General features: G+C 36.7%; 14 protein-coding genes and 1 other annotated feature. Of the genes, 9 read left to right on the plus strand and 5 right to left on the minus strand.

What is annotated here, in order from left to right:
• Position 1 precedes the first annotated feature (1 nt).
• The 3 genes from MKX96_RS06775 to MKX96_RS06785 are packed head-to-tail and all read right to left on the minus strand — an operon-like array spanning position 2 to position 2,653.
• Positions 2 to 1,084, minus strand: a complete 1,083-nt coding sequence (locus MKX96_RS06775; RefSeq protein WP_340882950.1) for a type III polyketide synthase — start codon at positions 1,082 to 1,084, stop codon at positions 2 to 4.
• 46 nt (positions 1,085 to 1,130) lie between these two features.
• Entirely contained in the window at positions 1,131 to 1,700 is a 570-nt protein-coding gene (locus MKX96_RS06780; protein WP_340882951.1) for a class I SAM-dependent methyltransferase, read from the minus strand.
• A complete protein-coding gene (locus MKX96_RS06785) occupies positions 1,697 to 2,653 on the minus strand; it encodes a TIGR01212 family radical SAM protein (RefSeq protein WP_340882952.1) in 957 nt (318 codons plus the stop codon). The genes MKX96_RS06780 and MKX96_RS06785 overlap by 4 nt, the downstream gene beginning before the upstream one ends.
• Positions 2,654 to 2,776: 123 nt before the next feature.
• Here MKX96_RS06785 and MKX96_RS06790 point away from each other — a divergent pair, with 123 nt between their 5' ends.
• From MKX96_RS06790 to leuS, 9 genes are all read left to right on the plus strand, one after another.
• Complete coding sequence (locus MKX96_RS06790) at positions 2,777 to 3,961, plus strand: MDR family MFS transporter (RefSeq protein WP_340882953.1); 1,185 nt, start codon at positions 2,777 to 2,779, stop codon at positions 3,959 to 3,961.
• A 343-nt stretch (positions 3,962 to 4,304) separates the two neighbouring features.
• Positions 4,305 to 5,615: a serine hydrolase domain-containing protein gene (locus MKX96_RS06795; protein WP_340882954.1), complete on the plus strand. Its 1,311-nt coding sequence runs from the start codon at positions 4,305 to 4,307 to the stop codon at positions 5,613 to 5,615.
• A gap of 231 nt (positions 5,616 to 5,846) precedes the next feature.
• On the plus strand, positions 5,847 to 6,158 hold the full coding sequence (locus MKX96_RS06800) for a hypothetical protein (protein ID WP_340882955.1): 312 nt from the start codon (positions 5,847 to 5,849) through the stop codon (positions 6,156 to 6,158).
• A gap of 146 nt (positions 6,159 to 6,304) precedes the next feature.
• On the plus strand, positions 6,305 to 6,766 hold the full coding sequence (locus MKX96_RS06805; RefSeq protein WP_340882956.1) for a DUF2691 family protein: 462 nt from the start codon (positions 6,305 to 6,307) through the stop codon (positions 6,764 to 6,766).
• A 36-nt stretch (positions 6,767 to 6,802) separates the two neighbouring features.
• Positions 6,803 to 7,369, plus strand: coding sequence for a DUF4256 domain-containing protein (locus MKX96_RS06810; protein ID WP_340882957.1), 567 nt, complete (start codon positions 6,803 to 6,805; stop codon positions 7,367 to 7,369).
• A 45-nt stretch (positions 7,370 to 7,414) separates the two neighbouring features.
• Positions 7,415 to 7,810, plus strand: coding sequence for a hypothetical protein (locus MKX96_RS06815; protein WP_340882958.1), 396 nt, complete (start codon positions 7,415 to 7,417; stop codon positions 7,808 to 7,810).
• 178 nt (positions 7,811 to 7,988) lie between these two features.
• Positions 7,989 to 8,678, plus strand: coding sequence for a CoA transferase subunit A (locus MKX96_RS06820; protein WP_340882959.1), 690 nt, complete (start codon positions 7,989 to 7,991; stop codon positions 8,676 to 8,678).
• A 13-nt stretch (positions 8,679 to 8,691) separates the two neighbouring features.
• Positions 8,692 to 9,345, plus strand: coding sequence for a 3-oxoacid CoA-transferase subunit B (locus MKX96_RS06825; RefSeq protein ID WP_169359999.1), 654 nt, complete (start codon positions 8,692 to 8,694; stop codon positions 9,343 to 9,345).
• An 86-nt stretch (positions 9,346 to 9,431) separates the two neighbouring features.
• Positions 9,432 to 9,645: a binding site (T-box leader), on the plus strand.
• 91 nt (positions 9,646 to 9,736) lie between these two features.
• Positions 9,737 to 12,148, plus strand: a complete 2,412-nt coding sequence (gene leuS / locus MKX96_RS06830) for a leucine--tRNA ligase (protein WP_340882960.1) — start codon at positions 9,737 to 9,739, stop codon at positions 12,146 to 12,148.
• A 99-nt stretch (positions 12,149 to 12,247) separates the two neighbouring features.
• Here leuS and MKX96_RS06835 read toward each other — a convergent pair whose 3' ends face one another.
• Together MKX96_RS06835 and MKX96_RS06840 are read right to left on the minus strand one after the other, a co-directional pair.
• A complete protein-coding gene (locus MKX96_RS06835) occupies positions 12,248 to 12,775 on the minus strand; it encodes an AAA family ATPase (protein WP_340885903.1) in 528 nt (175 codons plus the stop codon).
• Between the two features lie 67 nt (positions 12,776 to 12,842).
• Positions 12,843 to 13,241, minus strand: a complete 399-nt coding sequence (locus MKX96_RS06840) for a hypothetical protein (RefSeq protein WP_340882961.1) — start codon at positions 13,239 to 13,241, stop codon at positions 12,843 to 12,845.
• Between the last annotated feature and the right edge of the window lie 103 nt (positions 13,242 to 13,344).

Raw genomic sequence — 13,344 nt, forward strand, 5'->3', positions numbered from 1 at the left:
ATCAATCCCTCCAATTTAATAGCACTGCTTCGCCACAAAAACCAGGGCCTAGAGCGACTAGCATGCCATAGTCATTAGGAGCATTTTCTTTAAGCATAAATTGCTCTAATACATAGAGAACCGTTGGAGAAGACATATTTCCATGATTTTTTAGCACTTCTCTTGAGGTTGCTGTTTGGTCTTCGGATAGATGGAGGCTATCCTCATACGCCTTTAACACTTTTTTTCCTCCTGGATGCGCAACAAAGTTAACGATATCCTCACTAGTAATCTTTTCCTCGCTCAAGAATTCGTGCATAAACGGACCAAGCCATTTGGAGATAATCGTCGGTATGCTTTTCGAGAATACTACATGTAAGCCACTATTTTTTACTTCCCAGCCCATGACATCTTCAGAATCTGGCATCCATTTGGACGCTGTATTAATGATATGAGGTACTGGTCTTTTGGTTCCAATTTCCACATCGTCCCCGCAAACTAACACACAGGCAGCTCCATCTGCAAAAAGAGAGGCTCCGACTAGATTACTCTTAGAATAATCATTGGGTTGAAAGGTCAGGCTACATAGCTCAACACAAACAACGAGCACCTTGTCAGAAGGATGTGCCTTGCAGTAATCAAATGCTCTGCTTATGCCTGCTGCACCGCCTGCACAGCCTAGTCCCCACAAAGGAATTCGTTTTAGCCTGTCTGAGAAGGGGAGATGATTCATCACCCGCGCATCGATACTTGGAGTAGATATTCCAGTGCTGCTCACAAAGATAATAGCATCAATTTCTTCAGGCGATACGTTATTCTCTAGGAATGAACTGTTTTGGAGGCAGGCTTGGATTACTTCTACACTATATTTGGTAGTAAGCTCAATATACAGAGAATTTCTCTCTTCAAATGAATGATTCGTTTGATGCCACTCTAGTGGTACACAAAAATTTCTCGATTTGATATCACCGTTTTCAAATACTTTAAGCAAGCGTTCAAGCTGTGGGATTTTATCTTGAAAAAGCTCTTTCGTTAATTGCTCTATGTTGGATTGTTCTAGGGAGTATGGAGGTTTATATGTACTAACGGAAGCGATTTTTGGCATGGTAATCTCCTTTTTGAGTTAGTTTCTCCACTATTCGTCCATATATTCACCTTTCCTTCATTTTTTCTATGGCAATTATAAATGGAGGGTCATTTTCTTGATTTAGAAATTGGTAGCATAGTACATGAACGAAAGATTGAGGGAGTTGTTGAACAAAAGAAATGATTTCATCTTTTTCTTGTTTACCACCCTCATGTCCATGGTAAACTACTAAAACAATGAGACCTCCAATTTTTAGAATATCTAGTAAGGACGTAATAGCTTGTATAGTGGAGTTACCTCTAGTAACTACCTCATGGTTACTTCCAGGTAGATAGCCTAAATTGAAAACAGCTGCTGAAATCTGTTCGTCTATATAATTACTTACATTGCCGTGACTATCTAAAATTAGAGAGACACGATCTCTGACAGCCGCATTACTCAGTCTTTCAGAGGTCGATTCAATTGCTTCTGTTTGAACATCGAATGCAAATACATGTCCCTGATCGCCAACTAAGCTGGCAAGGAATAAGGTGTCATGACCATTTCCAGCGGTTGCATCAACTACCGTATCTCCTTCTTTTATCACATCCTGAAGAAGCTCCTTTGCATAGGGAAGAATTCTTTTTAGCTTCATATTAACTCACCAGTCTTCGTAAATAGTTTTCCTTGAAAGCTTTCTCTCTTAGCTAGTTCAGCATCAATACCATTTAATACTTCCCACTTGTTGGCACTCCACATTGGACCAATCATTAAATCAATAGGGCCATCTCCTGTAATACGATGAATGATCATCTCAGGCGGGAGAACTTCTAATTGGTCAGCTACTAGCTGGATATATTCATCTCGCCCCATAAACTCCAGCATTCCTTTTTCATATTGCTTCACCATAGGAGTTCCTTTTAATAGGTGCAGAAGGTGAATCTTAATCCCTTGAACATCTAGCTTAGCTACCTCTCTGGCTGTTTCCATCATCATCTCTCTATTTTCTAATGGCAACCCGTTTATAATGTGAGTACAAATACGGATACCATGCTTTCTAAGTTTAGAGACTCCTTCTATATAAGTATTAAAATCATGAGCTCTGTTAACTAGCCTTGCTGTACTTTCATGGACTGTCTGTAGACCGAGCTCAACCCATAGAAACGTCCGTTCATTTAACTCTGCTAAGTATTCTACTACGTCATCTGGTAAACAGTCAGGTCTAGTTGCAATAGAAATCCCCACAACTCCTTCTAGTGCCAGAGCAGCTTCAAACTTTTCTTTTAACACAGGGAGGGGGGCATGTGTATTCGTATAAGCCTGAAAGTAAGCAATATATTTTCCTTTCTTCCATTTCTCATGCATTTTATCTCGAATTTTTTCAAACTGCACTGGTATAGGATCTACTTTGTCACCTGCAAAATCGCCACTACCAGCAACACTGCAAAATGTACATCCACCATAAGCGACCGTGCCATCTCGATTTGGACAATCAAACCCTGCATCAAGCGCCACCTTGAAAATTTTCATATCAAAGGTATCACGCAAATATCGGTTCCATGTAAAGTATCTCTTCCCGTCTGAAGGGAATGGAAAGTTATTGTTCATTAGTTTCACTCCTTAACAGGATTATTTTATCATGAAACTTTGACTTGGTAGATTTAATTATCTTGAAGTGCAGTTTAAAAAAAGCTACAATATTTTGAGTGTCTAAGGAAATGAGGAATATTAATGCCAAAAGCAGTCTGGCTTTTAATTATTGGAATGTTTATTAATACACTGGGGAATTCATTTTTATGGCCCTTACATACAATCTATATGCATGACTACCTTGGTCAATCGTTAACGATGGCGGGGTTAGTGTTGATGCTAAACGCTGGAACCGGTGTGATCGGTAATTTGTTAGGCGGGTTTTTATTTGACAGAATAGGCGGCTATAAATCTATAGTGTTTGGAATTCTGTTATCCATACTCTCGTTAGCAGCGCTAACCGTTTGGCATGATTGGCCAGAATATGTATGGCTAGTCGCTATTCTCGGGTTTAGTGGTGGTATCATCTTCCCAAGCATGTATGCGATGGTGGGGAATGTATGGCCGGAAGGTGGACGTAAAGCGTTTAATGCTATTTATTTAGCTCAAAACTTAGGTGTTGCTATTGGTCCAGCCTTAGCTGGAATAGTTGCAGATCATAATATAAATAATATTTTTGGAGCAAATCTACTCGCCTATGTGTTCTTTTTTGTTATCGCTCGTCAGTTCTATGGAAACATGTCTAACGTTTCAAACCATCAGGCCTCCATTTTAGGAGAAGAGAAGAAAATTAAACAAATGGCACCTTTTTATGCAATGATGATTGTAACATTTGGTTATATGCTTACTTGGATTATTTATGTTCAATGGACTTCGACTATATCAACCTATGTACTAGATTTAGGAATTACATTAAAGCAGTATAGTCTTTTATGGACGGTCAATGGGATACTGATCTTGGTTGCACAGCCGATTATTAAGCCAATTATTAATCGTTTAGAACATAAGATAAAAACGCAGATGATTTTAGGACTTGTCATATTTATGATTTCCTTTATAGTGGTAGCATTTGCGAAAGACTATACGATGTTCGTCACTGCGATGGTTATTCTAACTTTTGGGGAAATGTTCGTATGGCCAGCAGTTCCCACACTTGCTAGCCAGCTGGCTCCTAAAGGCAGGGAGGGCTTCTACCAAGGGATTGTAAATAGTATGGCGACCGTGGGACGTATGATTGGACCATTGATAGGAGGAGTTTTAGTTGAAGCTCATGGCACTCCAGCGATGATATTAATTTTAGCCAGTCTAATTTTTGTTTCAATTATTACGAGCTTACTATACGATATACCTTTAAAAAAAGAAGCAGCATTGAATGAGCAAGAATAAAAATATTTTAGACCTAAGTCCTTAGTGGCTTAGGTCTTTTTCAAATATAAGAAAGATAATCTTTGGAAATAAATTGAAAGGTTATTCAGCCTACAAGTCGAATAAGTATGAGAGGGGAATCTATTTATGTTAAGAGAGTAACTGTTAGCTGCTAGTTATAAATGACAATTCCTTATAAATCATAACTATAATTTAGAAGTTCTTTTCTTAACGAGCTAGAGATGGTGAAAATGTTTGAAGAGTCTACTGAGGTGGAGTTATTCTTATTGACCCAGTTACCGATTGAGTAAATGATTAAATACTAGGTGAATAAAGACCATGAAATACAGGGGGAACCACTACTTTGAATGAAGAACGGTTAGATAAATGGATAAAAAGGTATGAAGAAAACAATTATTTGAATGGTTCAATTTTAATAGCTTCTAATGAAAAGATTCTTTTAAACAAAGGATTTGGCATGGCTAATTGGGAGCATGGTGTACCAAATAAACCTACTACAAAATTTCACATAGGCTCACTTAGTAAAGCTTTCACAGCGATGAGTATATTTCAATTACACGAAAAAGGGAAATTGTGTATAGATGATTCTATAGGGAAGTATCTTCTTAATTATCCACAAGGAGAAAAAATTACAATATATCATTGTTTAACAAATACATCAGGGATTCCAAACTATACAAGTGCTTCTGATTTTTGGTCTACAACAATGAGACTACCAATGACTTTACATCAACTGCTTGATTCATTTAAACATCTTGAATTGAACTTTGAATCCGGTAGGAAATTTGAATACTCAAACTCAGGCTACTCTTTGTTAACAGCAATCATTGAAAAAGTTTCAGGCATGTCATATGCAAACTATATAGGAGAAAACATATGTCTTCCATTGGGGATGAGTAATACAGGCTGTAATGATGGGATTGAAATAGTAGAAGATTTAGCTTCTGGTTATTCCTATTGGGAGCGTCCAATTCACTCAGCATATGCTGATTTATCCTTTCCTCTAGGAGCCTATGGTTTATACTCAACAACAGCGGATTTGTTCCGATGGAGTCAGGCATTAGTGTCATTTCAGATCCTTAACGAAGAACTAACGGTAAGAATGTTAACCCCTAACCTCGGTTCATACGCTTCAGGTTGGGCAGTCTCTGATAAGTTGGGTAGAAAATGTATGCATCATTCTGGAGATATTAGTGGGTTTGTAAGTAATTTTCTTAGATTTATCGATGAAAAGGTTACAATAATTTTTCTTAGCAATATGAACGTTACACCCGTAACACATATCACTCAAGAAATGGCTAAGATAATTTTTGATGAACACGTTTCATTACCTATACCTACTCTACCAATAAATTTTACAAGTTTTGAACTTGTTGCAGGTAAATATTTTATCGAAGATGACCACAGCAAAATCTTAGATATCTCACTAAAAAATGGTGAATTATATTTAACAGTACCTAAAATGTACGGGGTATTATATAAGTTTAAACTAGTGCCTGTTAGTCATAATGCATCAAAAACCACTTTTATAACCGAAATGATTAATGAGGAACTCATATTCAATCACTCATTGTCAGGTCAAATCATAAGTATGCAATACAAAGACTTTAATGAAAAAAAATGTATAGCATTTAAAACGTATAGTTCTAAATGATATTTTCACTCAATGTGTACTTATAAAATAAAGGTAAGTAAGATAAACAGCCATTATGTCTTGCAAATGATTACAAAAGATATTTTTGTTAAATAAGACCATCTTTCATGGCAATTTTCTTCTTAAAGAAAAGCACCTGTTGGTTTATTTATAGGTTACTGTTACTTAAATTATTAAGATAGTTGGATTAAATAGTTAACTGATAAATTATGTTGAAGGGTGATGTAGGATATGAATATACAAACGGTTGTGAACATATTTTTCCTAATTTTATTGGTCATAGGTATTATTAGTTTTTTTTCGGGTTTTGCAATTATGAAAATCTCTAAAAACCACAAAAATGGCTTTTTCTTTATGTTTGTTCTTAGTATTATATTGCTTATTTTTCTTTTGGACTGGTTCCAATCTGTTGGATCAGAAGTATTTTTAGCAACTATACCATGGTTATTAAATCAAGCACTTGCGATAATTTTATACATTATATATCTAATCGCTGCTTGGTTTATTTTAAAGTGGCTGTATAAGCGAAATTTGGTAAGCTAACGGTTACTTTACTGCAAGGAGAGAAATGACTTTTAAAACACTGTTCTTATTTCATTTCTTAATAATCAACACCGACCTGAGCAAAACTTTATAGACTTATTTTCGATAGCCCAAATGTTATTAAAAAAGAGCTAGGGGGATTACTAGTGAGAGGTATATCATTTAAAATTCCAAATTCTTATGGCAAACATTTATGGGAAATATTAGAGTGTATTAATATTAGGGAATTAACTTGGAAAATAGGTGACGGAGAATCATATTTTATTGAAAATAATACTTTAGGAAACCCTCTGTTTCCAAATAGCTCCTCATTAAATGGTGAAGAATTATGGAAACAAATTTCAAAAAAAGATTATTACCTTATATTTGTTGATTTAAAGGGATTTCCAAAAGGGTCTGATGTAAGGGAAGTCGCAACTTATCAAGAATTTATTGCAAGTGAATGTCAGTTTGTAATCCTACTGGTAGATTGCTCAGACGTAATCATTTATTCAAAGGATCAACTAGCCATTCAGCATATATTCTCCAAGGCATTAGCTACTGGCTACACAAACATAGAATATATAACTGATGAAAATGATATTAACTCAACGCTAATAGCTTTCTAAATGGTTAAATCACTAATGACAAGGGGAGAAACGATTGTGACTCAAAAAAATAAAGAGCTGTCATCGGAACAATGTGAAGAGCTACTCCAAATATTAAAAAATCGTTTTGAGGCAAATATGAAACGCCATACAGAAGTGAAATGGGCTAATGTTCATGAAAGGCTGGAAGCTCATACAGAAAAACTGTGGTCTCTTAATGAAATGGAAAGAACAGGTGGAGAGCCGGATGTCGTTGGATACGATATGAAACACGACGAATATATTTTTTATGATTGTGCAACAGAAAGTCCAAAAGGTCGTCGAACTGTTTGTTACGACCGTGAAGCATTAGAGTCAAGGAAAAAACATAAACCTGAAAATAGCGCAGTGGAAATGGCTGCAGACATGGGCATCGATCTTTTAACAGAAGCAGAATACCGTGAATTGCAGAAACTTGGAAATTTCGATCTGAAGACTTCGAGTTGGGTAAAAACACCTGCAAATATTAGAAAACTTGGTGGCGCTATCTTTTGTGATCGTCGCTACGATACTGTCTTTATGTACCACAATGGAGCAGAATCCTACTATGGATCCAGAGGGTTCCGAGGCTGGCTAAGAGTCTAATATGCAAAGAGCTCCATATCAATGCATTGTTAGGGGGGGAATTTAATGAACATAAACAAATATATAACATGCGTCATTTGCATAATGTTGTTGTTTGGATGTTCAACATCGATTAACGAAACTAGCAGTTATAAAAAAGCGGGAATAAATGAAGAGATTCCAGTACCAGCTAATGCAAAATCAAGCACAGATCAATTTGACAATCCTAATATTGAAAAGGGTGAGAAGTATATTTTAAAAAATATTGGAGGGGAACAAGGACTTTATCCACCTAAAGAATACTTTGAGGAAATTAAAAATTGGGGTTGGGAAGAGTTGAAAAGTGAACAAAATGGGCATGTCCACTTTTTTAGTAAAGAGGGGACTATTATATCCATTGTAATTAAAGAGGATTATTTTCAACTTTATGAAATGAAGGAAGACTTCGAGTTTAGTCATTAGATGATCTATCTATTCCGATTCATTTTAATTGGTATTGTGTGAAAAATGGGGTTTTACTCCATTTTTTAATGTTACAGAAATCGACTGTAAAATTAGAGATTAATGTAAAAAATTTGCGGAGTTGTTGGATTTTTGAGAATATAATAGAGTAGTAATTATTTTGAGAGGGGATGGGAGCATGAAACCAATATACAATTCAGCAAAAGATGCCGTTGCAGGTATTGAAGATGGCATGACGTTAATGGTAGGTGGTTTTGGACTTGTTGGTATTCCAGAGCAGTTAATTTTAGCGTTAGTTGAAAAAGGGGTAAAGGATTTAACCGTAATTTCTAATAACTGTGGAGTAGATGACTGGGGTCTAGGCCTTTTACTTAAAAATAAACAGATTAAAAAAATGATAGGCTCTTATGTAGGGGAAAATAAAGAGTTTGAAAGACAAGTAATTTCAGGAGAGATTGAAGTAGAGATGACTCCTCAAGGTACTTTAGCAGAAAAAATTCGTGCTGGTGGAGCAGGAATACCTGCGTTCTTTACTCCTGCAGGTGTAGGGACAGTTGTTGCAGAGGGGAAAGAGGTACGAATGTATGACGGAAAAGAATACGTTCTAGAAGAGGCACTTAGAGCAGATTTTGCGTTGATTCGCGCAGCTAAGGCAGATAAATTTGGAAACCTAATCTATAACAAAACAGCTCAAAATTTCAATCCAATGATGGCTGCTGCAGGGAAAATTACAATTGCTGAGGTAGAAGAAATCGTAGAAACAGGCGATTTAGATCCAGCTCAAATACATACGCCAAGTATTTATGTCCAAGGTCTGTTCCAAGCAGAACAGGAAAAAAGAATCGAACGTTTAACGACACGTTCATAAGGGGGAGATTCGGATGAATACACGAGAAAAAATTGCGAGAAGAGCAGAAAAAGAAATAGAAAATGGGAACTATGTGAATTTAGGAATAGGTATTCCAACCTTAGTTGCCAACTTTATATCTCCAGACAAAACAGTTGTGCTTCAATCAGAAAATGGTCTTTTAGGTATTGGGCCATATCCAACTGAGCAAGAAGTCGATCCAGATCTTATCAACGCCGGAAAGGAGACAGTTACTACCATTCCGGGTTCTTCCTTCTTTTCAAGTGCTGAGTCATTTGCCATGATACGCGGGGGACATGTAGACGTTGCAATCTTAGGGGCAATGGAGGTTTCTGAAAAGGGAGACTTAGCTAACTGGATGATTCCAGGTAAGATGATTAAAGGAATGGGCGGCGCAATGGATTTAGTGCATGGTGCCAAAAAAATTATCGTAATTATGGACCACTGCGCGAAGGACGGTTCTGCAAAGATTAAAAAACAATGTGAGCTTCCTTTAACAGGTAAAGCCGTTGTGAATAAAATCATAACAGAACGGGCAATGATTGAAGTAACAGAAGATGGGCTAGAATTAAAAGAAGTATTTGAGGGATATTCTGTGCAGGATATTATAGATGCTACGGAAGCTGATTTAATCATTAAAGACGTAAAAGAGAATGTAGCTATTTAATTTACTATTTTCTACGATATTTGATGAGAGTGCATCTTGTGTTTTCTTTTCATTTCAATTAGAATTAATGCAATAACCATAAATAATTTTCGACTAAGACAAGGAATAGTAAATAACACTCGTTTCTAAAGAGAGCTAACGTATGGTGCAAGTTAGTGTTACGAATTATTGAACTCGCCTTTGAGTCTGTATAAGTGAACGATTAGTAGCTTATACCGTTTTCCGCGTTAAGGAGACAAGTTGAGTGGAATTTTCCACTAATTTGGGTGGTACCGCGTGAGTATATCTCTCGTCCCTTAAGTTTTTTAAGGGGCGAGTTTTTTTATTTGGTGTTGTTTTTATTGGTGAAATGACGGTTTAGACAACACCATTACCTGAAGGAGGAAGAAAAATGAGCTTTAATCATGAAGCAATTGAGCAAAAGTGGCAAAGGTATTGGAAAGAAAATAAAACATATAAAATGATTGACGATCCTTCCAAACCAAAATTTTATGCATTAGATATGTTCCCATATCCATCAGGAGTTGGACTGCATGTTGGACATCCGCTTGGATATATAGCAACAGATATTTTAAGTGCATATAAACGCAAACAAGGATATAACGTACTTCACCCAATGGGCTGGGATGCTTTTGGTCTTCCTGCTGAGCAATATGCAATTGACACTGGTAATGATCCAGCGGAATTCACAGCAAAAAATATTGCAACATTCAAACGTCAAATGATGGATCTTGGATTCTCATATGATTGGGATCGTGAAATTAATACAACGGATCCTTCCTATTACAAGTGGACACAATGGATCTTTATCCAGCTTTATAAAAAAGGCTTAGCATATGTGGATGAAGTGCCGGTAAACTGGTGTCCTGCATTAGGTACAGTATTAGCAAACGAAGAGGTAATTGATGGGCTATCCGAGCGTGGGGGACATCCAGTGGAACGTCGTCCAATGCGTCAATGGGTTCTGCGTATTACGGCTTATGCAGATAGATTGTTAGAGGATTTAGATGATCTTGATTGGCCTGAGAGCTTAAAGGAAATGCAACGTAACTGGATTGGACGTTCAGAAGGTGCAGAGCTTACATTTGAAGTTGCGGATACTGATCAATCATTCCAAGCATTTACAACTCGTCCCGACACGATTTTTGGTGCAACGTATGCGGTATTGGCACCTGAGCATAAATTAGTGGATACTATTACAACTCCAGAGCAAATGGAGGCAGTGCAAGCATATAAAGATCAAGTTAAATTGAAAAGTGATTTAGAGCGTACTGATCTTGCTAAGCATAAAACAGGTGTATTCACTGGTGCTTATGCAATTAATCCAGTGAGTGGTGAAAAAATGCCAATCTGGATCGCTGATTACGTTTTAGCAACATATGGAACTGGTGCTATTATGGCAGTTCCAGCACATGATGAGCGTGATTATGAGTTCGCAAAACAATTTGACCTTCCTATTGTAGAAGTAGTTTCTGGTGGAAACGTTGAAGAAGCTGCTTACACAGAGGATGGCGTCCTTGTTAATTCGGATTTCCTAAACGGACTAAATAAACAAGACGCCATCGCAAAAGCAATTGAATGGTTTGAAGCAAATGGAAAAGGTGAGAAGAAAATTACTTACCGTCTACGTGACTGGTTATTTAGCCGTCAGCGTTATTGGGGAGAGCCAATTCCAATCATTCATTGGGAAGATGGAACTTCAACTCCAGTAGACGAATCAGAGCTTCCGCTTATGCTTCCTGTGACTACAGACATTAAGCCAAGTGGAACAGGAGAGTCTCCATTAGCTAATATTGAAGAATGGGTAAATGTAGTAGATCCAGTCACAGGTAAAAAAGGTCGTCGTGAAACCAATACAATGCCACAATGGGCAGGTAGCTGCTGGTATTATATTCGCTACATCGATCCACATAATGACGAAGCGCTTATTGACCCTGAGCTAGTAAAACGCTGGTTGCCAGTGGATCTTTATGTAGGTGGAGCAGAGCATGCTGTACTTCACTTGCTATATGCACGTTTCTGGCATAAATTCCTTTATGATATTGGTGTTGTAGCAACTAAGGAGCCATTCCAAAAGTTATTTAACCAAGGAATGATCCTAGGTGAAAATCACGAAAAAATGTCTAAATCAAAAGGGAATGTAGTTAACCCAGATGATATCGTGAAGAGCCACGGTGCAGATTCACTACGTTTATATGAAATGTTCATGGGTCCTCTAGATTCTTCTAAGCCATGGTCCACAAACGGTCTAGATGGATCTCGCAGATTCTTAGATCGCATTTGGAGACTATTTGTCACAGAGGAAGGTACGTTGAGTCCTAAGGTCAGCGACACATCATCTGACAATATGGAAAAAGCGTATCACCAAACCGTGAAGAAGGTAACTGAAGATTATGAGGCAATGCACTATAATACGGCTATTTCACAAATGATGGTATTCATCAATGAAGGCTATAAAGCTGAGAAAATTTCTAAAGAATATGTAGAGGGCTTCATTAAGCTTATTTCTCCTATCGTACCTCATATTTCTGAAGAGCTTTGGAGCATACTAGGTCATGAGGGGTCTGTCGCTTATGAATCTTGGCCGACGTTTGATGAGTCGAAGCTAGTGGACAATGAAGTTGAAATCCCTGTCCAAATTAAAGGGAAGGTTCGTGCGAAGCTTGTAGTTTCTAAGGATGCTACGAAGGATGAGCTAGAAGCCTTAGCCTTAGCATCTGAACAGGTTCAACAATGGATTGATGGCAATGAAGTCAAAAAAATCATTGCAATACCTGGTAAAATGGTGAACATCGTTATTTAATAAATAATAAAGCTGCTTAATCTCTTATGGGAGATAAGCAGCTTTTTTTGTAGATACACTTATCCAAAAGGAAATTTTTAAGGTAATGGATTGATAGGACTAATTATCAATTACAATTTCTCCCTCACCTATGGGTACTTCGAATCCATTAAGGTAGGAAGTTAAAATTTCTTCTGTAATAGGAAAAGCATTAGCATCAAAGCGTTTGTTTCGAATTTTAAGCCGTTGACGCAAATCATCAGCATGAACTTTTAAATAAATAAGCTTCCATTTACCGCCGGACTTTTCAATTAGTTGCTTATATTCGTTCCTTCTTGCACGATCCCAGAAACTGAAGTCAATTACTACCTGCTGCTTATCGTGAATTAACTTAATTAAATAATTCCGCAGTTTCCTTTCAGCAACTTTCTTGTATTCTTCAATCTTATCAATCGGGAAATCGATCCCATACCGACCATTAGTGGCCCATATTTCCTCATCAATAGAAAGCCGCACAAAGCCTTCCTTTTCTAATTGTTGTGAGAATGTAGTTTTGCCGGAACCAGCTACACCACACATCATGACCACTAGAGGAGTGAAATCATCGCGTTCACTATAAATTAAGTCGAAATTAAACTTCTCAAATATTTGAATGGTCCCCCTAACTTTTAGATATAGTTCAATAAGAAAAAGAGCTTTCTAAGCACCCAATAATTCAATAATTTTTATGCCTATTTATTTTTATTGAGTTAGTAGTAGCAAAGCTCTCTAAGTATTCATCAAAATTATCTGGTTGAAAACGAAAAACTTTCCATGTAAATCCTTTTTTTAACCTAATAAACACTGACTTTTGGTGCCAACCTATTCTTTTAAATTCAATCAATTTTATATTTTCTTTATTCACCTTTCTTTTGGAAATATCTAAGCCAAATAGAGAAACTATAAAAGACAAGTTATGATTATTTATAACAAATTGGTATTTTATCTTTGTAAAAATAAGAAACATTAAAGCTAAAACCAAGAAAATAAACCATTTAGAAAATATAAAAACAACTAACATGATAAAGAAATTAAAAAATAATGGAAATTTCAAATCCACTGCATTAAATCGCATTATATATAAACCCCTTAAATATTATGGTTGTCCATCGTATCTGTTTTATATATACCAATTACTTTCACATTTAACGCTTTACTTATTAAACACGAGCATTCAC

The organism is Psychrobacillus sp. FSL W7-1493 (genome assembly GCF_038004905.1).
Taxonomy (GTDB): domain Bacteria; phylum Bacillota; class Bacilli; order Bacillales_A; family Planococcaceae; genus Psychrobacillus.